The sequence below is a fragment of the Pseudoalteromonas sp. NEC-BIFX-2020_002 genome (assembly GCF_013002825.1).
Taxonomy (GTDB): Bacteria; Pseudomonadota; Gammaproteobacteria; order Enterobacterales; family Alteromonadaceae; genus Pseudoalteromonas; species Pseudoalteromonas neustonica.
This window is the reverse complement of record NZ_JABEPJ010000006.1, coordinates 125,933-152,259: the sequence shown is the minus strand read 5'-3', so window position 1 is coordinate 152,259 and position 26,327 is coordinate 125,933. Positions and strand designations below refer to the sequence as shown.

Genomic DNA, 26,327 nt, shown 5'->3' with positions numbered 1-26,327 from the left:
TAAAGAATAATTTATGCACCACAATGAACTGCAGTGCACCACAATGATCAGTGTGTAGTGCCTGCGGCCACCTTAACGTCTTTTTTTGTACTCAACGCTGCCGTAATCAGTACTTTTAGAGCATTGATGACGGTATCTTCACTCATACTTGGTGCACCGTGGTGGTGCACCGCTTGGCTTGGTAAATACGGTATATGAATAAAGCCGCCTTTGAGCTGCGGTTCATACTCTGCAATATAGTGTAATAAGCCATACATAACATGATTACAGACATACGTCCCTGCAGAATTAGAGATAGCAGCCGGGATATGGCTTTTTTGTAAGTCGACGAGCATGCGTTTAATGGGGAGGTTTGTAAAATAAGCTGCTGGAGCATCTTCAATCACTGGTTTATCAATAGGCTGAGTGTTGGCGTTATCTGCAATGCGGGCATCATCAATATTAATGGCAATACGCTCTATGCTTACTTCACTGCGCCCACCTGCTTGACCAACACATAACACTAATACGGGGTGATGCTGTTCTATCGCTTTGTAAAGCACATCTAATGAGCGGTCAAATTCACACGGTAGCTCTAAAGCAATCACTCGATGCTTAGCAATTAAGTCATCGCCTAGTTTATTTACAGCTTGCCATGAGGGGTTAATTGATTCGCCACCAAATGGTTCAAAGCCGGTGATAATCACACACGGCATACTCGATGTTAGTTTAGTCATTAAAAATCACCATATACATTAAAATAATATTAACAGTTAACAAGGTCAGTGCAGTGGGTATTTGCACCTTTATAACATGGTATTTGTCTTTTAAGTCGAGCAATGCAGCAGGGATAATATTAAAGTTTGCTGCCATGGGCGTCATTAACGTGCCGCAGTAACCACTGTACATACCAATTGCTACTAATGGTGCAGGGTTAGCGCCGTGACCTTCAATTAGGAATGGCATTGCAATACCTGCGGTCATCACCGGAAATGCGGCAAATGCATTGCCCATTATCATGGTAAATAATGCCATGCCAACACAATACAAAACCACCAACATAAAACGATTTTCGGGTGCAATAAACAAAGTGACTAATTCTTTGATAGAATCGCCTGTTTGCGCCACAATAAATACGCCGCCAAGCATGGCCAACATTTGCGGTAAAATAGCAGCCCAACCAATTGAATCAACCAGTCGGCGAGACTCAGTGATCGCTTCAACAGGGTTACCTCCTGTAATTTTCCAGCCAATTAAAAGTGCAAAAATACAGGCTGCTGTCAAAGACGCTAGCGTTAGATGGCGTTGGTCTAGTAAGTAATAATCACCTATAGCGACCCCATCAAATGATACTGTAAGTAATACAGTGATTACGGGGATCATTAATGCAGGAATAAATAACTTATTGCCAAGACGTGAGGCAGACTCAGTTTGTTGTCGCTCTGTTAGAGGTTTATAACTGCCCATACTAACAAGATTAAACCCTGCCAGAAGAGCAATTAATATTACGCTCACCCCAACCAATAAATAAGTAGTGGCTCCACCTAATATGGCAATAGACAAATCACCAAATAAAAAACTACTTCCGAATAAAAACCAAAATAGTGCTGTAGTGAGTCTTTTCGGGTGGTTTTTATCTTGTAACGTGCGTACGACTAAGAACATTACAATGATACCAATCAATAAATAAATGTTTTCTATGGTAATTATCGCAGTGCTTGAGCTGCTTATATCCGTTGTTGATACTTTACTCATATTGCTTCCTGCTGTTTGTGTGCGGCAACGGCTAAGGCAATTTTTGCTTCTAGGCGAGATAATCTAAATAGGTGAATAATCAGTGCAGCAATAGCCGTAGGGATTGCCCATAAACCGATGTGCAATGGTTCGATACCTGCGATCCCATTTTCTTTTAAAAAAGCATCCATTAAAAGTACTGCGCCAAAAGCAATAAAAATATCTTCACCAAAGAACATTGCAATATTATCAACAGCCGCAGCATGCGCACTGATCATGTCCTTAATTGGTTTTGGTAATTCACCATATTTATTCGTCGCAGCCCCTAATGCCATTGGAGCCAATAATGGACGAACAGTTTGTGCTTGACCGCCAAGGCTTAATAAACCAAGAGCAGCAGAGCACTCACGAACAATGAAGTATAAGGCTAATATGCGTGCGCTAGTGGCGCTTTTTATTTTTGCTATCCAATTTTTAGCGTGTTGCTGTAGGCCATAACGTTCAAGTAAAGCAATGACGGGTAAGATTAAAATGAAACTAGCAAGCTGACGCGAGTTCATAAATTTCTCACCAAAAGTTTGCAACAAAGTGATGATATCTAAATTAACCGCCCAGCCTGTTGCAATACCAGCGATGGTTACGACCATTAAGGGGTTAAAGCGCAATGCAAAACCTAGCACAACAACTGGTATACCAATGAGTGGCCAAAAATTAAGTTCAAACATACTATAATTCCTACCTCTTTATTTTTAATGTGTTTAGCGCAAGTTTTAATTGTTGCAGATGGGCATTTAATTTTGACTGAGCTTGTGCTGCGACGGCTAAATCTACATAACTAAATTTTACTGTATCACCGGGTTTTAACTGAGCAAACTGATGTAAATCAGCACTAATAACAGTACCCAACAATGGGTATCCTCCCGTTGTTTGCGCATCATTTAAAAGTACTATTGGCTCACCACTGGGCGGAAGTTGAATACTGCCAGGGCCCACAGCTAAAGAAGGGAGCGAACGAATGTGTGTTAAATCACAAGCTTGGTTTGTTAAACGTAAACCCATTCGGTTACTATTAGGGCTTATATGCCATGTTGTTTGGCAAAATGCTGTTAAAGATTGTTCAGTTAGTAAGTGTTTATGTGGACTTGAATGAACTCTAATATGTTGTCTTGCCGCTGGTGAAATTGCCCCTCTTTGTGACCAAATACCATTATAAGGGGTTATAGGGATGTGATCTCCAGTTTGTAAGGCGCGACCGGTTAATCCACCAAACTGTGCTGCTACATCTGTCGCGCATGACCCCATTGTAGGACTGCACACTATACCGCCCTTAACAGCTAAATAGGCTCTAAAACCACTTCGAGATGTGGCAAAGCATAATTTTTGGCCCGCTTTTATTTGGTATGTCCACCCAGGTGCCAATGGAGAATTGGCCAATGTGGCTTTCATATCAGCGCCCGTTAATGCGACTACGCAATCGGTTGTAAACGTAAGTTGCGCAAGTCCAAGAGTGATCTCAATGACAGGTGTATTATCGGGGTTGTTAAGTAGTCGGTTTGCGATGATCATGGCATAGGGATCTAAAGCACCTGAACGAGCAACGCCAATATGACGATACCCATTACGGCCTAAATCTTGAATCGTCATTTGCATACCCGGTTTGTTTACTGTGATCATGATGCAATGTCCTTCGCAATAAACTCAATGGTATCGCCTGGGTTGATAATGCTGGGCACGCTTTGGTTTGAATCAAACAAAGTAAAATCAGTATGACCAATAATATGCCAGCCACCAGGGGAGTCAGCTGGATAAACACCCGTTTGATCGGCACCAATTGCAACCGAACCTTTTGGAACATGGGTTCTTGGCTCACTTCGTCGAGGTGTATGTAATTGCGTATCTAAGCCATGTAGGTAAGTAAAACCGGGCTGAAAGCCAAGAAATAAAACCTGATAGTGCACGCTAGAGTGGCGTGCGATAACATCTTCAATGTGCATATTATGAAAACGCGCTACGTGTTCAATATCAGGTCCGTTTTCACCGCCATAACGCGTTATTAGTTTGTGATGGCGTCCTTTAAAGTCCTCCGGTTGGAGTGTTTTCCAGCTATTTAATAATTGCTCTTTTAAATCAATGAATTTAGTTTCATTTGAAAAATAAAGAGTTAAAGAGTTCATTGCCGGGACAATATCAATGCATTGATAGGTTTTTTTGCACTGTGATGCTAAGGCCCAGATACGTTTTTGAATGGCCAGTTTATCGCCAAGTAGGGTAGTGGCGTCAAAAAGTACGCTTGAGTTGCTTAGAATATGGATGGTTGGTTGGTCTTTTTTGTCCATCATTAATTATTTTTATTAGTAGATCATACCAGCAAGCTAGCACACTCGAAGGTAAATGTTTATAACAATACGATTAGCATACTCCTTTTTAAGTACCTGTTAAGTGTATAATTACGAGTCGGCATTACAAATGCATTAAATTTAAACTACGCCAAAAAAACTGGCGCAGTTTAAATAGATAGCTGTTTAGTTATTGAGTAACCATTCAGATAATAAACGCACGCCAAAGCCAGTACCGCCTGGCGATATTTCATCTTTACCTTTTGTAGCTAAAGCATTTCCGGCAATATCTATATGAACCCAACGAGTGTCATCTGCAAAGTGCTGTAAAAAGCTTGCTGCAGTTGTCGCGCCTGGACCACTTGATCCAATATTTTTAAGGTCGGCAATATCAGAGCTTAGAGTATCCTTATAGCCTAGCGGTAAGCGCCATAGGTTTTCGTTTACGTTTTTACCAGCAAAGGTAAGTTGTGACACTAAAGTATCATCATCAGAAAATACTGCGGCGTAATCATTACCCACGGCTCTAATTTTAGAACCCGTTAATGTTGCAACATCAATCATGATTTCTGGCTTGAAGTGTTCGCGTGCATACCACATCGCATCACTTAGAACTAAACGGCCTTCGGCATCGGTATTCACTATTTCTACACTTAAGCCTTCAGCAGTTCTGACGACGTCACCAGGAGCGACTGCAAATTGCGACACCATATTCGCAGCCATACCCATAACAGCAACCACATTTTTATCCGCTTTTGCCAAAGCCATTGCTTTAACAGTGCCTAAAACGGCTGCTGCACCAGCCATATCAGATTTCATACGCGCAATAGACGCACCTGTTTTAATGCTATAGCCGCCAGAGTCAAAGGTGATCCCTTTACCGACCAAAGCAATAGGAGTGTCATTTGAACCTTTATAATGCGCAACAACTAAGCGTGCGCCTTGTTGGCTGCCACGGCCAACGGCTTCTAAGGCACCCATGCCTAGTTCTTTCAATTGCTTAGGTTCTAAAATTGTAATTTCGACACCGAATGATTCAAGTTCTTTTGCGGCATTGGCAAAATCAACAGGGGTCATCTCTGTGGCAACTTCAGATGTTAAATCGCGCGCGAGAAAAACACCCGCCTGAATGCTTTCTAGCACTGTATATTGCTTGCGCGTTTGTTTAGTACTTGCAACATCAATTGTATAGCTAACTGTATTTGTGCTTGGTTTTTGCTTGTATTTTTCAAACCGGTGATCACGTAAGTTAGCACCATGGGCAAAGTTAGCAGCCAGCTCGCTATTATTAACAGCTCCTTTAACACTATCAAAAGCGATAGAGGCCGTCGTTGTTTTGTTAGCGATTAGACGCGCGTGGATGTTGCCACCTAATTTAGCGATAAGTGCTTTATCGAGCTTTTCTTGCTCGCCAGTACCAACGATTAGTACGCGTTTAAAATCACTATTAAAAGGGGCGAGTAGTTCAATAACACTGGCGTATTTACCTGTAAAGCTTTCACTTTCGACAGCGCGTTGCAATTGGTTATTTAATTGTTTATTTGTTGAATTAAACAGTGTGTTTTTGCCATCTTCACTGTAAAAAAGCACTAAAGTTTGGGCTGTATTATCTATTTTTGAAGAAAAATTAAACTCAGCTGCATATGATTGCGTAGAAAGGGAAAGGGCGATTGTTAATGCCGAAGCTTTAAGGATTTTTTTCATGTTTAAACTCAAATAAAATAAAAGCTCTTTTTACCTTATTTAGGTTCATAGGTTAAGTCGGATACGGTGGATATGCAATAAACAGCGATAAAACTATTTAAATAGATGAAATAAATTAGTTCACGTCAAGGTCTCACTTTATGACTGTGGAGTAATACACTAAAAGGTAAAATATGTTGGAACCAAAAAGTTTACTTAGACTAGCAACATTCGCGCTTTTATTCAGTGCTGCGAGTTACGGACTTTCTCTTGAACAAATAAAATCAAGTGATGTACAAGCAACTATGCATTTAGAAAAAATCGTACTTGGATCTGGATGTTTCTGGGGGGCGGAAAAACGGTATGAAGCATTACCAGGCGTGATCGATGCTGAATCCGGTTACGCAGATGGTAAAGGCTTTAAAGCGACGTATCGTAATATCACAGCACATTCCCGTCGACTTGATGAACATAATTATGCGGAAGTGGTACAGGTAACTTATAACAGCAATATTATAAGTGTAGATACACTCCTTAAAAACTACTTTGAAAGCCACGATCCAACACAAAAAAACCGTCAAGGTAATGATGTTGGTACGCAGTATCGTTCAATTGTATTAACCACAACACAGCAACAAGTAACTGTTGCAAATGCCTTAAAGACGAAATACCAAGCCAAGTTAACAAATGCAGGTTTTGGGGTTATAAAAACGATAGTAAAACCATTAGCAGAATTCTTTCCAGCAGAAGAATATCATCAAAATTACTTGGCAAAAAACCCAAATGGCTATTGCCCAGATCATTCAACAGGCGTTGTGTTTGACAAAACGGCCGATGAAAATATTGACAATTCGACTTTATTAAAAGGAAAACAGATAGTCATTATTGATTCGCGCAGCTATTGCCCATACTGTGAAAAACTGAAAAAAGACGTGTTAAATGATTATCAAGGAACAATTGCTTTAACGTTTAGAAAAGCCGATCAACTTTCTGGACTTACTATAAAGTCAGCGACATGGGCTACACCGACCATTTTGTTTCTCGAAAATGGAAAAGAAGTGTACGCTCGCCAAGGGTATGTCACTAAAGAGGAGTTTTATAAAGCATTAGGTGCGTTTAAACTAGGCGATAGTGAAGCATATCGTGTTGCCTTTAGTGCTCGTACCGACAGCCCATTTTGCAAACAATACGATATATTTAAAAACACGCCCGATGGTCAGTTTGTTGATAAGCTAAGCGGGGCGCCTTTATTTGATACAGATGATCGATTTACTTCAGGCACAGGGTGGCTATCATTTACTAATCCGATAGGTGAGAGTGTGACAATACACGAAGATAACAGTTATGGTATGCAGCGTATTGAGATACGTTCAAAGTCAACAGGCATACATCTTGGACATGTATTTCCTGGTGAAGGGCCAAAAGGAGAAGATAGGTATTGTATTAATGCCACCGTGTTGGAATTTGTGCCTCGAAAAAATAGTTAAAATTAACTCACGACTACAAAGGTTATATTGATTACTATAATAATTTATAGCCTTTATGAGTTTGCAAAGTCGTACATTTAAGTTACATACAGCAGTTAATACTATTTATTTTTGATTGAAATCATAACTTATTGTTATATTTAGTTTTAGTAATGCACTATAGGAAAATTCCTATTGGAATTTTTCAAAAATACGCCTAAAGTTTAAATATCTGTGTTATTTAATCGTTAGGCCTTTATGATTGTTTATATAAAAAATATGAGATTAGCCTCTCAGCTGCGTGGTTCATTCTTTTTTTTACTTGTTCTTTTGGCTGTAGTGGCTGGGTTTAGCCTTTATGGTTTTACAAAAAGCCAGCAAGGATTTGTTGATTATAGGCAACTTGCTATAGAAACAAATTTAGCAGGGCGTTTACAAGCTAATCTACTTTATACACGTTTGAATGTTTTAAAATACATCAAAGAAGACGACCCTGAAACCCTTAAAGAATATACACGCCGATTAGATCTTGTAGAGCAGTTTTTGAGAGAAATAAAAACGGCATCTGGTGAGCCTGGACGTCTACGGTTAATCGATGAATCAGTGAATCTTACTCAAGAATATAAATCAAATTTTGCAAAAGTAGTTGGGTTACTTAAAGATAGAAATAAAATAGTTTTTGATGAGCTAGACCCGGCAGGAAAAGCAATGCGCATTAGCATCTCAGCTTTATTTAATCAAATTAGTAAGAATACTGACTACGAAGATGCTCATTTGCTCTCACAAGTACAAGAATCACTTTTACTTGGTCGGTTATATGTAACTAAATTTTTGGTTTCAAACAAACACTCTGATATCGAACGGGCTGAGCAAGAGCTTGCTAAAACAAGTTCTTACATAGATAAATTGCTTAAAGGAACACTTAATACAGATTCAAGTCTGGAGAATGTAAAAACAAATTTAGCAAAGTATTTAAATGCCTTAAAAAATATAGAGCAAACAATTATCACGCGTAACGATATTATTAATAACAAACTAAATAAGATTGGCCCTAGTATCGCTGATAATTTAGAAAGCGTGAAGTTATCAGTTAAAAATGAGCAAGATGAACTTGGCCCGAAGGTACAAAAGAACAGTGAAATGATGATTTATATCGTTAAGATAGTATCGATATCCGCGCTATTTTTAGGCTTATTATTCGCGGTCACATTACCTAAAATGATCCGCAGACCTATTGGTGGAGAGCCTAAGGAAATAGCAGCTGTTACAGAGAGAATTGCTAAAGGTGACTTAACAGAAAAATTCGAACACCAAGAAGATGCGACAGGTATATTTAAATCTATCATTTATATGTCTAATAGTTTGAAAAGTGTTATTTCACGCATCGTTACTAATGGAGACTCAATCAGCGAAGCGGCAATTACTTCGAGTCAAATTGCGCAAAATACCAACAATGTCGTTAATGAACAACGAGAGCGAACGTCACAAATTGCAACCGCAATTAATGAAATGGCTTACAGCATCCAAGAGGTTGTTAAGCTATCAACGAATTCAGCAAGTTCTGCAAATGAAGCTAAAAAAGCTGCAGAGACAGGCCTTACAGTTATTGATTCAACGGTAGGTGCTATAAACCGTTTGGCAGAAACAATTGAAAATGCCATGAAAGATATCAATAAACTGGAACAAAGCAGCCATGATATTGGCGCTGTTGTTGAGGTTATTAGAAATATTTCTGAACAAACAAACTTACTAGCGTTAAATGCCGCAATTGAAGCCGCGCGAGCGGGTGAACAAGGCAGGGGCTTCTCAGTCGTTGCTGATGAAGTTCGAAATTTAGCCCAACGTACGCAAGAATCAACCAACGAAATTCAAACAATGATTGAAGCACTACAAGCAGGAACAAATACCGCTGTAAGTAGTATGTCTACCAGCAGTGATGAAGCACATCGCACCGTTGAGTTATCAGGGCAAACACGCCAACAACTAGATGGTATTTTATCCATGATCAGTGATATTAATGATATGAATAACCAAGTTGCTGTTGCAGTAGAAGAGCAGTCAACCGTTTGTGAGGATATCAATCAAAATATTACTGGGATATCAGAGTCATCAGATGCGTCGTCTCAAAGTGCTACTGAAGCGGCAATGGCGAGTGAGAAAATGGCTGAACTAGCGCATGCACTACAAATGATAGCGAAAGAGTTTAAAATTAGCTAAACCCAAATTAAACTCATTAATTATGAAATAAGCACACCCTTTTAGGTGTGCTTTTCCTTTTAAACTAAGGCGTTACTAAATCATGATTTTGCTGCTGAAATCTCGTTTTCGCTACTAGTCTTTACTTCTACATTTAAGTCTGGCATCAAATTTAGCCTATTATGAATGGCGTGATGAATGAAAGCTAACTTAGTACGTACCGCTTGAGTTAATACAAATGGATAGGCGTCGGCGAGGCCCATACTACGATTTAATGAATTTAGAATAACTGAAAACTCCATCCACGCATCTAAAATAGTGTCAATTGATGTTTGAGTATAAAAATAGCGTGCGTTTTGGGGTAATTGTAATTCGTCGGTATCTTCAACATCAGACTCATTGCCTGTTGTTGAGCCAGTAATAGAGAAGTTTTTTGCTGTTTCTAATGTATCGATAATATGCATGTAATGCGCCCATGTTTCAGCCCAATCTTCGTATGGGTGCATGGTGGCATATTCACTGATAAAACTCTCATGCCAATTAGCAGGTGCGCCTTGTTTATAATGTGTATCAAGTGCCTGTTGATAATCTAACTCATCATCACCAAAGTACTGTTTACACAAAGCATGTTTGATTGGGCAATGTATAATTAATTGATCAAAATAATAATGACCAAGTTCATGGCGAAAATGACCAAGTAATGTACGGTAATGCTCGCCCATCGCCATTTTAGTGTGTGATCGCGCTACATCATCGGCTTCAGCTAAGTTTATTGTGATGTGACCATCGTTATGCCCAGTAAACACGGTTTCTTGACCTACAATAGGGCTAACAAAGTGATCGTTTACATTTCGATCTGTGATAAAATCAAAACTTAATCCGCCCTCGGGAACTTGAGTTATAGTGTTAAGTGGCAGTGATAATGACTTTAATGTGTACAGGGCTCGGCGCTTCGCGGTCTCCATTTTTTTCCACAGGGGGATATGGTCAACAATACTTAAATCGGGCACCGTTTCGTTAAAGCGACACGCAAAACACAATACTTCATCTTTATCTGAAACAGGCACAAATGTACTTAAATTCACCATACCGTTACACACTTTGAATTGGGCATTATTATCACATTTTTTATAATGGACTTCTGGGCTTTCAGATTTATAAAATAGCCCTGATGCTTCATCAAGCTCATAAGGCTCGACTTGCTCAAACTCATCATCAATTCCCACTGTTTTGCCGCACGCTAAGCAGTGACTACTTTCAAAAAATAAAATGAGCTCTTCTTTGCAATTACATTTAAATGTTTTCATATTTTTTACCAAAATTAAATAAACTGCTATGAGGTTATCTTCATAGCGTATTAATACCTGATTTATTAGAGCCTTTTTAATAGCTCTGATTTTTTGGAATTAAACTCTTCATCGCTCAGTGCATTAGAGTCACGTAATTGCGCAAGTTTTTCTATAATTTGTAACGTCTCGTTTGTTGAGTACTGCGGATGTGTATTCACAGGAGCGTCCACATTATTTACTGATGCAGGTATAGAGTTTTGCTCTACTACTTGTTGTGTAGATTGCGCTGCTTGTTGTTGTGTAAAATGCGCAGCAACGTCCTGCTGAGCAGCGCTAGGCTGTATCCCTGATATTAATGGTAATGTATCCACATTAATGGTTCCCCACTGGCTACTAAATGTGAGCGATGTATTGCTACCTTGTTGCTGACTGACGCCACCAATATTGTGATCTAGCGTGTCGTATACACTCACAAGTCCATTGAGTTCAACGGCTAGTCGGTTAGGGAATATAGCGTAGCGAATATTATTTTGCGCGCCGCTACTAAATGGGCTACCCAAATCACCTGGCCACCATTGATTACTACCAGGAGTCCCTGCAGGAATAGTTGGAAATACTTGATTGCTACTTAGAACATTTGAAAGTTCATTACACAAGTTATCGACAGTTGATTTGAGGCCATAATTAAACATATCGCCAACCATTGTCATCCCACCGCGCATCCATTGGCCAGAGCCACCGAGTTCAGGACTATTAAATTGTGCCATTGATCCTCCACCATTATTCACTGCAATAAGCATGTGAAGTACCGCATTTTGGCTAAGGCCATAACGAGAGGCGATACCGTTAACTAAATTATGACCGACATCTGTTAGCTGTTGCATACGAAAATATCCTATTGGTAAATTGGTTTGTTTTAAATATGAATAGAAATGGTAATGCACGCTTTAGCCTAGGCGTGGGTGATAACAAAACTAACACCTTGAAAATAAAACAGCTTGTTTTATTTTACTGGGCTTGTTAACTTTGATGTAACGTAAGTGATTAAAAATCGATCCACTATAACATTGTTATAGAATTTACTCGCAGCTTTATTATGAACTATTTTTTTAGTTTTATTATAGATAGATATGCAATGATTAGTCATGCCTATTTTGCTCGAATAGCAGTTGAAGTGTTTCATTTTTTATTGCTGAGTTATCTATAAAATCGATTAAGTTGCTGATTTTAAATTAATAACTCTCCGTTAGTGTGCGGACCTTACGATTGAAAATGATAATTGCAATATCAAAAAAATTACAAATATATTTAATTAACGTGTCTTCCTATTAATTAGGCCAAAATGATAATTGCATAGTCTGTGTTTTTAAGTGGCTATGTATATAAAGTACAAAACTGGTAAGTGTACTTATACAAGAATTACTGAATGAAATTAGGCCAAGTCATATTTATATGCGCTATGTTATGACTATACATTATAAAAGGGATTAATAGATGACGATTACAGTTGGTATTTCGCACCATACTCAGTACAAATACGATCGGTCAGTCAATATGGGACCGCATATATTTCGCCTTCGCCCGGCGCCTCATAGCCGAACTAAAATTAAAAGTTATTCAATAAAAATAGTACCAGAAGATCACTACATAAATTGGCAGCAAGATCCTTTTGGAAACTACCAAGCAAGAGTTGTGTTTAATAAACCGACCACAGAATTCAGTTTTACAGTTGATTTAGTCGCTGAAATGACTGTAATTAATCCATTTGATTTCTTTTTGGAAGATTACGCAGAAGAGTTCCCATTTGTATATGATGCGGTTTCAAAATCTGAATTGGCTCCCTATCTTAAAAAACGTAAAGCCAGCCCAAAATTTTTAGAATTAATTAACTCTTTGCAGCCTAAAGAACCGTTAAGAAGCGTTGATTATCTAGTGGCCATTAATCAGGCTATATATAATTTAGTCGGTTACGGCATTCGTTTAGAGCCCGGCGTACAAACAGCAAATGAAACAATCACTAAACAAACTGGTTCATGCCGTGATTCTGCATGGTTACTTGTGCAATTGTTTCGTCACCTAGGGCTCGCGTCTCGGTTTGTATCGGGATACTTAGTGCAATTAACTTCAGATCAAAAATCATTAGATGGGCCAAGTGGTCCCGAAGAAGATTTTACAGATTTACATGCCTGGACTGAAGTGTATATTCCGGGGGCGGGTTGGATAGGACTTGATCCTACATCAGGCTTGTTTGCAGGTGAAGGACACATACCGCTTGCTTGCACGCCTGAGCCAAGCTCAGCTGCCCCAGTTACTGGCGGCATTGACGATTGTAAATCAGAATTTAGTTTCTACAACAAAGTAACGCGTGTTCATGAAGACCCTCGAGTAACTAAACCATATTCTGAGGCGCAATGGGCTGCAATTAATCGCTTAGGTCAGCATGTTGATAATGTTTACCAAGAAGAAGACATACATCTTACTATGGGGGGCGAGCCGACATTTATTTCTATCGATGATATGGAGCATCCCCAGTGGAACACAGACGCAGATGGCAAAGAAAAGCGTGTCCTTGCGCAAAACCTATTTGTAGAAATGAACAAGGTTTACACAAAAGGCGGCTTTACGCATTATGGACAAGGAAAATGGTATCCAGGTGAACCTTTACCGCGTTGGCAGTATGCGTGTTATTGGCGCAAAGATGGTGAGCCACTCTGGCAAGATGCAACATTATTAGCGGATCCTAATAAAGACTATAAATACGATCATACAGATACCAAAAAATTCGCCGACACATTATGTGAATCACTGGGATTAGATAATAAAGCACTCACCACGGCCTATGAAGATATTTTGTATCATATGTGGCAAGAGGCTTCTCTACCAACAGAGATAAAACCTGATCAACCTGAGTTACTTAATGCTATGAGCCGAAAAGGCTTTTTAGCAAAAATGGATAAAGGCATTGAAAAGCCTGTCGGGTATGTGCTTCCTTTGAAGTGGAATGACAGTAAAAATTGTTGGCAATCTTGTACATGGGAATTTAAGCGTGGTCACTGCTTTTTATTACCGGGTGAATCACCGCTAGGCTACCGTCTACCTTTAGATAGCCTTGATTGGAGTGGCAATATAATTGATCGCGACCCATTTGATATACCAGACACCTTTAGCAAGCCTAAAAAGCTTAAAAAGGGATTTATTGGTCAAGAAATGGTAAAAACTGCGCTTGTTATGGAAGTAAGAGAGGGGCGATTATACCTGTTCATGCCGCCAACAAGTCATTTTGAACATTATATGGGACTATTAAACAGTATAGAAGCTGTTGCTAAAAAATTGAAAATGCCTTTAGTCATAGAGGGTTATAGCCCACCTAAAGATAGTCGTGTTGAGAAATATGCGGTAACGCCAGACCCCGGTGTTATTGAGGTTAATATTCATCCATCTACATCGTGGGATCAATTAGTTGACCGCACAACCACCTTATACGGCTTAGCAAAAGAATGCCGGTTAGGAACAGACAAATTTATGGCGGATGGTCGTCATACCGGAACCGGTGGCGGTAACCATGTCACTCTCGGTGGTGAAACGCCTGAACAAAGTCCGTTCTTACGTCGGCCTGATATTTTAAGAAGCTTTATTACCTATTGGCAGCATCACCCTGGTTTATCGTATCTATTTTCAGGTTTATTTATTGGGCCTACAAGCCAAGCACCTCGCGTGGATGAAGCCAGAGATGAAGTACTTTATGAGCTTGAAATTGCTTTTTCTCATATGCCAGAAGGGGAAGTGCCAGAACCTTGGCTAGTCGATAGATTACTTCGTAATTTATTAGTCGACCTAACGGGTAATACACATCGTGCAGAATTTTGTATTGATAAATTATATTCACCTGACTCAGCAACTGGGCGTTTAGGTATTGTTGAGTTTAGGGGCTTTGAAATGCCACCGCATTCACAAATGAGCCTAGTACAAATGCTATTGCTACGAACTTTGCTTGCATGGTTTTGGAAAAAGCCTTATCACAAGCCATTAATTCGTTGGGGTACAGAATTACACGATAAATTTTTATTACCACAATATGTTGAGAACGATTTAGCAGAAGTTAGTCGTGATCTACAACAAGCTGGTTTTCAATTTCAATTAAGTTGGCTTAACCCATTTTTCGAGTTTAGGTTCCCTGTTTGTGGTACGCGTGAGCTTGATAACGTCACACTCGAATTACGAACAGCTATCGAACCTTGGCATGTACTGGGTGAAGAGGCGAGTGCCTCGGGTACAGCACGCTATGTTGATTCCTCACTTGAGCGAGTACAAATAAAAGTACAAGGGACAATGAGTGACCGCTATATCGTCAGTTGTAACGGCCGAAGAGTGCCATTGCGACCCGTAAAAGGAAAAGCAAAAGATGAAATGGTCGCTGGGATCCGATATAGAGCATGGCAGCCACCCACAGCTCTTCACCCTACAATAGGTGTTCATGCACCCTTGGTATTTGATCTGATTGATACATGGGAAGGACGTTCTGTTGGCGGTTTTGTATACCATGTAAGTCATGCTGGTGGTCGTAACCCTGAAACGCTTCCGGTTAACGCATTTGAGGCTGAAGGGCGCCGCGTTGCCAGGTTTTGGGAGCATGGTCATACACCATCGTTATTGGCATCTACAGAGCCTAGCTGGAGTCCTTCTGCGGTTACACATAGCTTTCAAGCTGTGCAAAATGTGAATGAATACGTAGTACCAGATGAGGAAAGTATGAATTCGGATTATCCAAATACATTAGACTTACGCAGGCAGCCAAGCTTTAAATAAGCATAGATAGTTGTTGGGAATATGCCGTTTTACTGTGTATTTCACATTGTAAAACGGCGCATTGATGTTGGCTAATTACTATAAATTGGAGCACGTTCAGCTTGTATATAAATACAAATACGATGCCAGAGTTGCCTAGCTGGTTATCTTTATATCTTAATAAAACACATGTTCATGATGAACTTGCAAATCACAGTGGCTCAAACCCAGCGCATTGGGATACCTTGTTTAACCGCTTAGCAAGTTTAACAGCGGATGATGTAAATAGTCGTGCCATTGAAATTAGGCAGCTACTTCAAAATGGTAATATAAAAAACGAAAGTAATAAGCAATGGCATTTTGACCCATTGCCTTTTATGTTATCAAAATCGGATTGGGCAATACTTGAAGAAGGCATTAAACAACGAACCCGTTTATTAAATCTAATACAGCAAGATATCTACGGCGATCAAACACTTCTCGTTGATGGGCATATTCCAGCACAGCAATTATTTCAGGATCCAAATTATTTACGTGAAGGTTTTAGTTTACCAAGTAATGAGTTATCTCTTTTCTTTACGGCGCTTGATGTTTACCGAACATCCGCGGGTGAATTTAAAGTACTTGCCGATCATTGTCAGTGCCCATTAGGTTTAGGCTTGCTACTTAAAAATCGTATTATCGCAAGACGTGTAATGGCCGAAGAGTTTGCCGATTGCAACGTTCAGCAAATCAAAGAGTTTTTAAATCTATTTCAAGAAGGGATTGATGAATATACCCATTATATGGATGACCCACGGATCGTCATTCTTACACAAGGGATCGACGATCCTAACTACAATGAACACGCTTTTCTCTCTACTTATTTTGGCTACACATTAGTACAAAGCGCCGATCTTACTGTGCGTGGTGGGGAAGTGTGTTTAAAGTCGTTGCAAGGGCTGGGGAAAGTAAATGTTATTTTGCGTTGGGTTACAGACCGTAGTATTGACTCATTAGAGCAAACAGAATATTCACTGCATGGTATTCCTGGTTTACTACAGGCAGTACGAGAAGGATCGGTTAAGGTATTAAATCCTTTTGGTAGCGGCGTATTATCGTCTTCTTCTATCAAGAGTCATCTAGCAGATTTATCACAGCACCTTCTAAAGCAGCCATTGTTACTTGGAGAGCCTAATTACTATAGTGTCTTAGAGGCTAAAAAATTATCATGGGATAATCTTGAACTGTTGTGTCATTTAAACCCGAAACTAAAGTTAGACGGGGTGCTTGATGAGCAGGAAATTAAATTACTTATTAGTAATGATCCTGATAATTATTTTTTCCAAGAAAAACCATCGTTTAGCAGTGCGCCATTTTGGCATGATGGTCAGCTAGTGGCTAGACCGGTTGTATTTCGCTGTTATGCATTAACAACAGAAAATGGCATAGAGGTTTTACCCTCAGCATTATGTTTTTCTAACGAAACAAGCAGTGATCCACACCTCTCAGGTTGGATAAAAGATACGTGGATAAATACCGCCGATCGCATTGAGGCCAGTGAGCATAATATTGCCCCGATCAGAAAAAGAATGGACGTCACTTTATTAGAAGGCGTGGTCTCAAGTCGTACGGCAGAGCATCTATTCTGGCTAGGCCGGTACTTAGAGCGATGTGAAAATACCATTCGTATTTTACGTATTTTTATCGATAAATACACTGAGCTTTCTATTTATCCCGATTTAATAAGGCAAAATATTGTAGCGAGACTTTTGAATGCGATTAATCTGCAATATATCGTGTATCCGTATATTGAACCTGATTTAACACGTGAGCTACCTGATGTTAGCTTTTCCAAAGAAGCCGCATTCAAACTGTTAGCAGATGAGCAATGCGCAGGCAGTATTGTTAATACACTCAAGTATATCGCCAATGCATCTGTACAAATACAAGAGCTATTATCTCATGATAGTCGGCGAATTATAGACAGCATTAATGATCAAATTAAAATATTTAAGAATATTAACCTCAACGTGCCAACTCGCGCTATGCAAAGTAGCTTAGACAACGTTATTGGTACGATTATGGCGTTTAATGGTTCTATCACCGATTGTATGCCAAATAGTAATGGCTGGTTTTTATTAGAAATGGGGCGACGAGTTGAACGAAGCATGCAAATAACATCGTTAAGTGCAGCTTTGTTAACTCAAGAATTAGAAGAGCCAGAAGAACTCGGTTTGCTTGAAGTTGCGCTAAGCTGCCAAGTGAGTTTAATTACGCATAAGCGTCGTTATAGAGTGTATCAAACCATTGGTACTGGGTTGGAGTTATTACTTTTAGATGCAGAGTATCCGCGTTCAATATTATTTCAATTAGAGCAAATTCATCAGCTGTGTATTCATTTACCTAATAAGCGACGTCAAGGAGTAATTGCGGCACATGAAAAAGCTATATTATTATCTAAAACAAGTTGTTATGTAACTGAAAAAGATTACTTACAAAAAAGTGATGGTGGGTTGCGTAAGCAATTAATAGAATTTAATCATAACACGCGGATGAATTTAGAAACGTTTTGCGATGTGTTGTTACTGCAATATTTTTCACATACTCAGACCGCAAACAAATTAAACTGGACTAATATTGAGCAAGCTCAATCGTGAAATATAAAATAAAACATTCAACAACCTATAACTATGCTGACTATGTCAGTTTATGTCAAAACCAAGCCCGATTAACACCAAAAACAAACCGTGGGCAAATATGCCACAGTAGTCGTATTGAAATTGAACCAACACCCAATTACATACGATCATTTAGTGATTACTTTAATAACCAAGTAACCGCATTTGAAATAGCAATACAGCATAAAAAACTCAAAGTAACTATGATTAGTGAGGTTGAGTTGTTAATCGATGCGAACGACAATTTAAAACGAGTAGACGTCCCATGGCAAGATGTACGTAATTTATTGGCTAAGCCAAATACTACTGAGCTGTTAAAAACCTCTGAGTTTGTATTACCCTCAGGGCTTATTCCTATTGATGATGGCATAAAAGACTATGCATTAATCTCGTTTAAGCCTGAAGTAACAATTATTGCCGCATGTAAAGATTTGATGGCAAGGATTTTTCATGAGTTTCATTATGATCCTGGTTTTACAACTATTAGCACCCCGTTGAGTGTTGTTTTTTCACAAAAAAGAGGCGTTTGCCAAGACTTTGCGCACTTTGCAATTGCGTGCTTGCGCAGTATTGGTTTAGCTGGAAGGTACGTCAGTGGGTATATTGAAACGATGCCGCCAGAGGGAGAAGTGAAATTAGAGGGAGCAGATGCGACTCATGCTTGGTTTGGCGTGTTTATCCCAAATATTGGCTGGGTTGATTTTGATCCTACTAACAATGTATTGCCATGCGATCAGCATATTACGCTCGCTGTAGGGCGAGATTTTTCTGATGTGACTCCTCTCAAAGGAGTCGTGTTTGGCGGCGGTAGTCAGCTGCTGGACGTAGCTGTGGATATGATTCGATTAGAATAAATTAAATAACGTCATAGTAATGATGGATAAGGTGAGTAGTGTATGAAAATTGATTGGAAAGAGTACCAAACAAATGGTTTTTTTGATGAATTAATTGATGCCAAAGGAAATATCAGAACACACGGAAAACAATTAGCGCAATTCTTCTCGAGTTTATCGGCGGAAGAGCTGGTCAAAGCCAGAGCAGTTGCTGATTTAGCCATCAAAGAAATGGGCATTACTTTCACTGTTTACAATGAAGGTAACATGATCGATAGAGCATGGCCGTTTGATATCATTCCTCGTACTATTGGCAAAAAAGAATGGCAAAGTGTTGAGACTGGTTTAAAGCAGCGTGTTGAAGCACTTAATCTATTTATAGATGATTTATACCACGATCAAAAAATAATAAAAGACGGTATTTTCCCCAAAGGTTTATTAGAAAAATCGGTGAATTTTCGTAAGCAATGTGTTGGTATTAATCCGCCAAATAAAATATGGGCGCATATTTGTGGCTCAGATCTAGTACGTGACGGCAATGGCACCATGTATGTATTGGAGGATAACCTGCGTGTTCCGTCTGGGGTTTCTTATATGCTGGAAAATCGCTCTGTTATGAAGCGCGTATTTCCTGAGCTATTTGAAGAAGTGTCTATTTTACCTGTAGATGATTACCCTTCTCAGTTATTTGATATGTTAGCTGCCATGTCTCCTCGCCCAGATGATAAACCGGAGGTAGTTGTATTAACCCCGGGGGTGTTTAATTCGGCTTACTTTGAGCATTGTTACCTTGCCCAAGAGATGGGGTGTGAATTAGTTGAAGGGCGCGATCTCGTTGTTGAAAAAGACGACTGTGTATATATGAGAACAATAACAGGACTTCAACGAGTAGATGTAATTTATCGCCGTATAGATGACTTGTTTTTAGACCCAGAAGCCTTTTTACCAGAGTCTCAACTCGGCGTTGCTGGCTTAATGCGTGCCTGGTCTAAAGGCAATGTGGCTTTAGTTAATGCGCCAGGTGCAGGTGTTGCTGATGATAAGGTTGTTTATGCCTATGTTCCTGAGATGATTAAATATTACTTAGGAGAAGAGGCTAAAATTGCTAATGTACCTACATTTAAATGCCTTGATCCTAAAGAGTGTGATCATGTTATTAAAAATATAGACAAACTTGTTGTAAAACCTGCCAATGAATCAGGTGGCTACGGATTGTTGATTGGTCCCAAATCAACCAAGCAAGAGCAAGAAGCGTGCATCGCGCAAATCAAAGCAGATCCTCGCAACTGGGTCGCACAACCAACATTAGATTTATCAACGGTTCCGACATTTGATGATAATCAACCAGATGGTCGACATGTAGATTTAAGACCGTTTATTTTATCATCAGGAAAAGACACTCAAGTTACAACGGGTGGTTTAACGCGAGTTGCAATGGTTAAGGGATCGCTCGTGGTGAATTCATCACAAGGTGGTGGCAGTAAAGACACGTGGATTGTTGACGAAGAGGCTAAATAATATGTTATCAAGAGTAGGTGAAACTTTATACTGGGTATCTCGTTACATTGAACGTGCAGAAAATATTGCCCGTCTTATCAATGTTAATAATTTACTAATGATGGACTTACCCAAAGGTGTTTGCACTGGTTGGCAACCGCTTATCGATATTATTGGTGTACGTAAAAACTATCAAGAAAACCATACTGATTTTTCTGATCAACATGCTTTAAAGTATTTGCTAGTGGGACGTGACAATAGTTCATCAATTCTTAACTCTATCAGTTCGGCACGAGAAAGTGCTCGTACTATTCGAGATGTAATGCCAAGAGATGTATGGGAAGCGATAAATTCACTGTACTACTATGTCAAAGATAATCAAAACGAAGGCTTAACAAAGCGTGGTCGTTTTAATTACTTAAAAGAGATCATTGAGGCTGCCCACCAAATATTTGGTGCATTGGATGCGACGATTAACCATGATCAGGGTTATATTTTTATACGATTTGGTTCACTGATAGAGCGTGCAGATATGACTTCCAGAATATTGGATATTCGCTCGGCGACGCTTATAACAAATGAAGAAGAAGTAAAACCGTACGAAAATATTCAATGGATCAGCCTATTGCGCTCACTCAGCGCATACCAAATGTACCGCCAAGAAATGAGTGTTCGAGTACAACGTTCAGATGTTATTGAATTTGTCATGCTAAGCAAAGTGTTTCCGCGATCAATTTTATTTTGTATGAATGAATTAAAAACGTTAATTCAACAGCTACCTAATTCAGCTGATATTATTAAATCAATTGATAAAGCAACAGGCGAACTGGCCAGCGACGATGTACGTGCGTTAAAAAATGGCTTACTCCACGATTTTATTGATGAAATACAAATTAACTTAGCCGATATCCATAATGGCTTAGCAGAGACATATTTTTTAAAGTAGTGACTACTTAAGGGAACTGCGCAAATTTCAAGGCTATTTAACCTGAACTAAAGAGAAGTTAATGCTCTAGCTCAGGTTAAATAGATTTTTAAACACCTCGACTCATCAGCACTATAAATCCCAAAATGATAACGCGTTATCTGTTTGTCATATTTAATGTGACAATTGTCGCAGTTCTTACTTGCCTTTGTGTGACTTATGTCGCAGTATAATTGGAATTGTGAATTTATAGGTGATTTATGCAACCAACAGCGCCAGAATTAGAAATTTTAAAGCAACTTTGGTACAAGCAACCACGTACCGCCAGAGAACTTCATGATCATATTGCACCACTTTATGATTGGAGTTACTCATCAACTCGAAAAACCTTAGAGCGAATGGGTGAAAAAAAATTCATCTACAGTGAAGCACAAGGAAATAAGCGAATCTACTTTGCAAAGCTCGATAAAATGACGACGTTAGCACGTATTACAAAAGATTTCGCCACACGTGTACTTGAGCTCGATGGACCGCTTCCTATAGCGATGTTTGCCGACAGTAAATTGATAAGTAACACCGAGATTGATGATTTAGAAAAATTGCTAAACGATTTACAGCAGCCAGTAAAGGGAGAATAAACGAATGAGTGTTTATGGGTTGCTAAGCACCTTTATAATCCCATTACTGGTGTGCTTTATAAGCAGTGCGGTGTTAGCAGGGTTAAGTGTATTGGTAAAAAAACATGCCAAAAGTGTTTTCGAGTGGTCAAGGTTTTGGCTGTTACTCGCGGGACTTTCATTACTGCCTATACTGCCGTTGTCAATATTAGCAATTGATACGGTTATACCTGTGGCACTGCTGCAAAGTATTGAAGGTGCATCGCCCATGTTAGTAGGAACACATGCTAATTTTGATGCAGTAGAGATACACAACAATGTGTTTGTTAATAGTGTTTACTGTGTATTTGGTATTTTATTATGTTCATTTTTATACGGTTTTTACACTTTTATTACAGGAGTGGTTGCAATAAAACGCGTGATAAATAATGCTAAAAATATTACCAATCTCAGTATTTTTTCAATTAACCAACAAGCTTTTATTATGAAAAAGCATATAAATATCAAAGTAAGTGAAATAAACCATTCACCATTTGTATTTGGCTTGTTTTCCCATGTACTTGTATTACCCAATACAATTGAGAAAATGTCACCTGTGCAGCAGCAACTCTTGTTAGAGCATGAACTAATGCACATACATCGTAATGACAATCGCACTGTACTATTGTTTCGGCTTATCTGTTGTGTTTTTTGGTTTAACCCTTTTATAAAATGGTTTGAACGACGGTTTTTAATGGCCATGGAATTAAACTGTGACGCAGCTGTATTGGCAAAAAATCCAGATCATAAAATGGATTATGCGAAAACATTATTGGTTAGCTTAAGGTTAAACAAAGCGATTATCCCACAAGCCAGCAGCTCTTTCTTTGGCGATCCTCTAGGGAGTAAAGCCGAATTTGAACAACGGATCCGAGCTGCCATGTTGGATCAACCCCGATTTAGATTTAAAATACAGAATGTATTTATCCTGCTGTGCTTTTGCGTTATATCGTCAGGTTTTATGGTGTTTGCACAATCGCCAAATATGACTGTCAATGAAGAGAAAGGGTTTAACCCTGTAATGACAGGTTGGATCAGCTCTGATTTTGATGATGTAAATAGTTTTCGTGGCGATAAACCCCATCAAGGCATTGATTTTGCTGCGCCCACAGGTACAAATATTATTGCAAGCTTTAGTGGCAAAGTGATTATTGCTGATAATACGAGTCTGCACAAAAATTACGGCACTGTGATTCTAATTGAGCACAATGATCGTAAACAATCTCTGTATGCGCATTTAAGTGCCCTTAATGTTAAAACCGGCCAGATGGTTAAATCAGGCGATGTAATTGGCAAGGTAGGGCAAACAGGGCGCACAACGGGGCCTCATCTACATTTTGAGCTATTAGAAAATAATCAACGTCTCAATCCCAATTTATATTTAAACCTGTAGCGCTTTAATAATGATTACCTCAGGGCATGCCCTGGGGATCACTGCGCCCAAAATTTAATAGAGAGAATTATGAAAAGCTTTATTTTTATATGCTTGGTACTTTTGTGTGCCTGTACTGATCCCATTATTAATCGCGTACCTGAGAAGAGTTGCTGCACAGTACACAGCGATAAATCAGTGAATAATTACAACGTGAATAACAATCGAGAAAAATTGCTCGTTAAAACAACTATGCAGACAATAGCGCTTGCCAAAGGGCAAACATTGGCGCATTTACTCACGCCTTATGGTTTAACTGCGCAAGAAATTTGGCAAATAGCAGAGCAACTAGAGCCAGTCTATCCAGCCAATGAATTACGCGCAGGTGAACAATTTACCGTGTATCTTGAGCAAGGGCTTCTACAAAAAGTGACTTTTTTTGCTGCGTTTGCAAAGCGTATTGTGATAGAAAAGCAAGCTGTAAACTGGCAAGTTACAACCCAAAAGTTGGCAACCACAACTGCCACCATTTATGTTACTGCACGTGTTGAAACGAGCTTATATAAAAGTGCCTTAGAAAATAATATACCGGTGAATGTGATCCAGCAGTTTCTACTTCTGTATTCGTATACGGTCGATTTTCAACGTGAGCTGCGCAGGGGCGACCAATTCGCTGTTATTTATAAACAACACGCTTTAGTGGAAAATCCAGCGATAACGAAACTTGCAAGTATTGAATTCACAAAATTAGTATTAGGTAATAAAATCTCTCGTTTATACGCCTTTGCTGATAAACAAGGTAACAATGATTTTTATAATGACGCTGGGCGTAAAATGGGTAGTTTTTTAATGAAAACCCCCTTAGATGGAGCGCGATTATCATCTTACTTTGGTAAACGAAAGCACCCTGTATTAGGTTATACACGTATTCACAAGGGCATTGATTTTGGAGCTCCGGTTGGGACACCTATCTTTGCTGCAGGGAAAGGTGTAATCACCAAAGCTGGCCGAGAAGGATCTTTTGGTAACGTAGTAAAAATAAAACATGCAAGGGGTTATCTGACTTTATATGCGCACCTTAACGGGTTTGCAAAGGGAATTAAAAAGGGGGTGCATGTAAAGCAAGGGCAAACAATCGGCTATTTAGGCAATACCGGACTCAGCCAAGCTAGGCATCTGCATTATGAAATACATAAGCATGGGCGTGCAATCGATCCACTTCGCATTAAAGACAGTGGCGGTGAAACACTAAAAGATAAAAATTTGTCCGCTTTTCTTACCACTAAAAAAACGCTTGATGAGTTAATCGACTTGTATGAACAGTCAGCGCCCCCTCGTTTGGCAGATAAATATGAGAATCATATCAGTGAATAGTCGTTAGTATTAAGCATTACGAACTTGTAAAAATTAATAGGCAAAAAAAATCCCTCTTGCGAGGGATTTTGGGTAACTCAGCGCCATTGGCACTGGGAATGAGGTCGGTACAGAGTGAAATTAAGAGTTAGTTTAAAAAACCATCTCTGGGATTTCACCATCAACAAGTAATTTACCTGCTGTTTTACTAATTATTTCATCGACAGATACGCCAGGTGCGCGTTCTAGCAGATGAAAAGCGCCGTCTCTAACTTCAAGTACGGCTAAATCTGTTACTATTTTCTTTACACAATTAACGCCAGTTAAAGGTAATGAGCAACTTTCTAAAAGTTTTGAATCTCCATGCTTACTTGCATGAGTCATAGTAACGATAATATTTTTTGCACCAGCGACAAGGTCCATCGCGCCGCCCATGCCTTTAATCAGCTTTTTTGGGATCATCCACGATGCTATGCTGCCGTTCTGGTCAACTTCAAATGCACCTAAGACTGTTAAGTCTACATGACCACCACGGATCATTGCAAAACTATCTGCACTATTAAATATGGCCGCACCTTTGGCTGCTGTCACGGTTTCTTTACCCGCGTTGATCATATCTGCGTCAAGTTCTGCTTTTGTTGGGTATTGACCCATGCCGAGTAAGCCATTTTCAGACTGTAACATCACTTCAATATGATCTGGTACATAGTTAGCTACCAAAGTAGGAATACCAATACCGAGATTGACGTAATAACCGTCTTGTAGTTCTTGTGCAACGCGCATTGCGACTTGTTCACGTGATAATGCCATGATTATTGCTCCTTAATCGCGAGTGGTGACACGTTCAATGCGTTTTTCAAAGCTGCCTTTGATCACGCGATTAACAAAAATACCAGGGGTATGAATTTGGCTTGGCTCAAGTTCACCTGGTTCAACAATTTCTTCAACCTCAGCGACGGTTATTTTACCCGCTGTTGCGGCCATTGGGTTAAAATTCATGGCAGTGTGGCGAAATACTAAATTACCATAGCGGTCTGCTTTCCATGCTTTAACAATAGCAAATTCACCGGTAATTGATTCTTCTAGTATATAAGGACGGCCATTAAATTCTTTAACGTCTTTGCCTTCGGCTACAGGCGTACCATAACCAGTGGCTGTATAAAACGCGGGGATACCAGCACCGCCAGCACGCATTTTTTCTGCAAGTGTGCCTTGAGGTGTTAGTTCTACGTCTATTTCACCGCTTAATAATTGTTGTTCGAATAGGGCGTTTTCACCCACGTAGGAAGCAATAATTTTTTTAATTTGTTTGTCATGCAATAATAAGCCTAAACCAAAATCGTCTACACCACAGTTATTAGACACAACGGTCAAGTCGGTGGTTTTTTTACGTTTGATTTCGCTAATTAGCCCTTCAGGGATCCCGCATAAACCAAAACCACCAGCGATAATAGTATCGCCATCTTTTAAGCCTTCCATTGCAGCTTCATAACTTGAAACTACTTTATCGAAACCGGCCATGGGCCCACTCCTCATTTTATTAATATGACTGCTGATCAACGT

The 26,327-nt window shown here is 39.4% G+C and carries 20 protein-coding genes; 10 read left to right on the top strand and 10 right to left on the bottom strand.

The features are described from left to right. Positions 1-47 precede the first annotated feature (47 nt). The 6 genes from pcp to HJP15_RS09040 form a co-directional block, all read right to left on the bottom strand. Positions 48-716, bottom strand: coding sequence for a pyroglutamyl-peptidase I (gene pcp, locus HJP15_RS09065; protein ID WP_212760655.1), 669 nt, complete (start codon positions 714-716; stop codon positions 48-50). Then, positions 709-1,734, bottom strand: coding sequence for a DUF979 domain-containing protein (locus tag HJP15_RS09060; RefSeq protein ID WP_054203643.1), 1,026 nt, complete (start codon positions 1,732-1,734; stop codon positions 709-711). Before HJP15_RS09060 ends, pcp begins: the two co-directional genes overlap by 8 nt. Next, complete coding sequence (locus HJP15_RS09055) at positions 1,731-2,438, bottom strand: DUF969 domain-containing protein (RefSeq protein WP_054203644.1); 708 nt, start codon at positions 2,436-2,438, stop codon at positions 1,731-1,733. Before HJP15_RS09055 ends, HJP15_RS09060 begins: the two co-directional genes overlap by 4 nt. 10 nt (positions 2,439-2,448) lie before the next feature. Next, positions 2,449-3,387: a 5-oxoprolinase subunit C family protein gene (locus tag HJP15_RS09050; protein ID WP_170173575.1), complete on the bottom strand. Its 939-nt coding sequence runs from the start codon at positions 3,385-3,387 to the stop codon at positions 2,449-2,451. After that, on the bottom strand, positions 3,384-4,049 hold the full coding sequence (gene pxpB, locus HJP15_RS09045; RefSeq protein WP_054203646.1) for a 5-oxoprolinase subunit PxpB: 666 nt from the start codon (positions 4,047-4,049) through the stop codon (positions 3,384-3,386). Before pxpB ends, HJP15_RS09050 begins: the two co-directional genes overlap by 4 nt. A gap of 186 nt (positions 4,050-4,235) precedes the next feature. Beyond that, entirely contained in the window at positions 4,236-5,753 is a 1,518-nt protein-coding gene (locus HJP15_RS09040; RefSeq protein ID WP_170173574.1) for a leucyl aminopeptidase, read from the bottom strand. A 173-nt stretch (positions 5,754-5,926) separates the two neighbouring features. On the opposite strand from HJP15_RS09040, the gene msrA reads away from it, so the two are divergent. Continuing rightward, the gene (gene msrA / locus HJP15_RS09035) at positions 5,927-7,219 is read left to right on the top strand and encodes a peptide-methionine (S)-S-oxide reductase MsrA (RefSeq protein ID WP_170173573.1); all 1,293 of its coding nucleotides are present in this window, start codon (positions 5,927-5,929) and stop codon (positions 7,217-7,219) included. 258 nt (positions 7,220-7,477) lie between these two features. Further along, positions 7,478-9,415, top strand: coding sequence for a HAMP domain-containing methyl-accepting chemotaxis protein (locus HJP15_RS09030; RefSeq protein ID WP_170173572.1), 1,938 nt, complete (start codon positions 7,478-7,480; stop codon positions 9,413-9,415). A gap of 80 nt (positions 9,416-9,495) precedes the next feature. On the opposite strand, the gene HJP15_RS09025 is transcribed toward HJP15_RS09030, so the two are convergent. Together HJP15_RS09025 and HJP15_RS09020 are read right to left on the bottom strand one after the other, a co-directional pair. Then, a complete protein-coding gene (locus HJP15_RS09025; protein WP_170173571.1) occupies positions 9,496-10,701 on the bottom strand; it encodes a zinc-binding metallopeptidase family protein in 1,206 nt (401 codons plus the stop codon). Positions 10,702-10,766: 65 nt separating this feature from the next. Beyond that, positions 10,767-11,567 carry an SHOCT domain-containing protein gene (locus tag HJP15_RS09020; protein ID WP_170173570.1) on the bottom strand — a complete coding sequence of 267 codons (801 nt, stop codon included), beginning with the start codon at positions 11,565-11,567 and terminating at the stop codon, positions 10,767-10,769. A gap of 610 nt (positions 11,568-12,177) precedes the next feature. On the opposite strand from HJP15_RS09020, the gene HJP15_RS09015 reads away from it, so the two are divergent. From HJP15_RS09015 to HJP15_RS08980, 8 genes are all read left to right on the top strand, one after another. After that, a complete protein-coding gene (locus HJP15_RS09015) occupies positions 12,178-15,489 on the top strand; it encodes a transglutaminase family protein (protein WP_169326366.1) in 3,312 nt (1,103 codons plus the stop codon). Positions 15,490-15,590: 101 nt separating this feature from the next. Further along, positions 15,591-18,107: a circularly permuted type 2 ATP-grasp protein gene (locus HJP15_RS09010; RefSeq protein WP_170173569.1), complete on the top strand. Its 2,517-nt coding sequence runs from the start codon at positions 15,591-15,593 to the stop codon at positions 18,105-18,107. After that, positions 18,104-18,982 (top strand): transglutaminase family protein, encoded by an 879-nt coding sequence (locus HJP15_RS09005; RefSeq protein ID WP_054453477.1) that lies wholly within the window; start codon positions 18,104-18,106, stop codon positions 18,980-18,982. The genes HJP15_RS09010 and HJP15_RS09005 overlap by 4 nt, the downstream gene beginning before the upstream one ends. Positions 18,983-19,024: 42 nt before the next feature. After that, positions 19,025-20,479, top strand: coding sequence for a circularly permuted type 2 ATP-grasp protein (locus HJP15_RS09000; protein ID WP_054453479.1), 1,455 nt, complete (start codon positions 19,025-19,027; stop codon positions 20,477-20,479). Between the two features lies 1 nt (position 20,480). After that, on the top strand, positions 20,481-21,404 hold the full coding sequence (locus tag HJP15_RS08995) for an alpha-E domain-containing protein (protein WP_170173568.1): 924 nt from the start codon (positions 20,481-20,483) through the stop codon (positions 21,402-21,404). Positions 21,405-21,643: 239 nt separating this feature from the next. After that, positions 21,644-22,021, top strand: a complete 378-nt coding sequence (locus HJP15_RS08990) for a BlaI/MecI/CopY family transcriptional regulator (protein WP_054203656.1) — start codon at positions 21,644-21,646, stop codon at positions 22,019-22,021. 4 nt (positions 22,022-22,025) lie between these two features. Further along, complete coding sequence (locus tag HJP15_RS08985) at positions 22,026-23,432, top strand: M23/M56 family metallopeptidase (RefSeq protein ID WP_170173567.1); 1,407 nt, start codon at positions 22,026-22,028, stop codon at positions 23,430-23,432. 69 nt (positions 23,433-23,501) lie between these two features. Further along, positions 23,502-24,785 carry a M23 family metallopeptidase gene (locus HJP15_RS08980; protein WP_170173566.1) on the top strand — a complete coding sequence of 428 codons (1,284 nt, stop codon included), beginning with the start codon at positions 23,502-23,504 and terminating at the stop codon, positions 24,783-24,785. 132 nt (positions 24,786-24,917) lie between these two features. Here the strand turns inward: HJP15_RS08980 and HJP15_RS08975 are convergent, their stop codons facing one another. Beyond that, on the bottom strand, positions 24,918-25,574 hold the full coding sequence (locus HJP15_RS08975; RefSeq protein WP_054453488.1) for a 3-oxoacid CoA-transferase subunit B: 657 nt from the start codon (positions 25,572-25,574) through the stop codon (positions 24,918-24,920). Between the two features lie 12 nt (positions 25,575-25,586). Beyond that, positions 25,587-26,285: a CoA transferase subunit A gene (locus HJP15_RS08970; RefSeq protein ID WP_054203660.1), complete on the bottom strand. Its 699-nt coding sequence runs from the start codon at positions 26,283-26,285 to the stop codon at positions 25,587-25,589. Between the last annotated feature and the right edge of the window lie 42 nt (positions 26,286-26,327).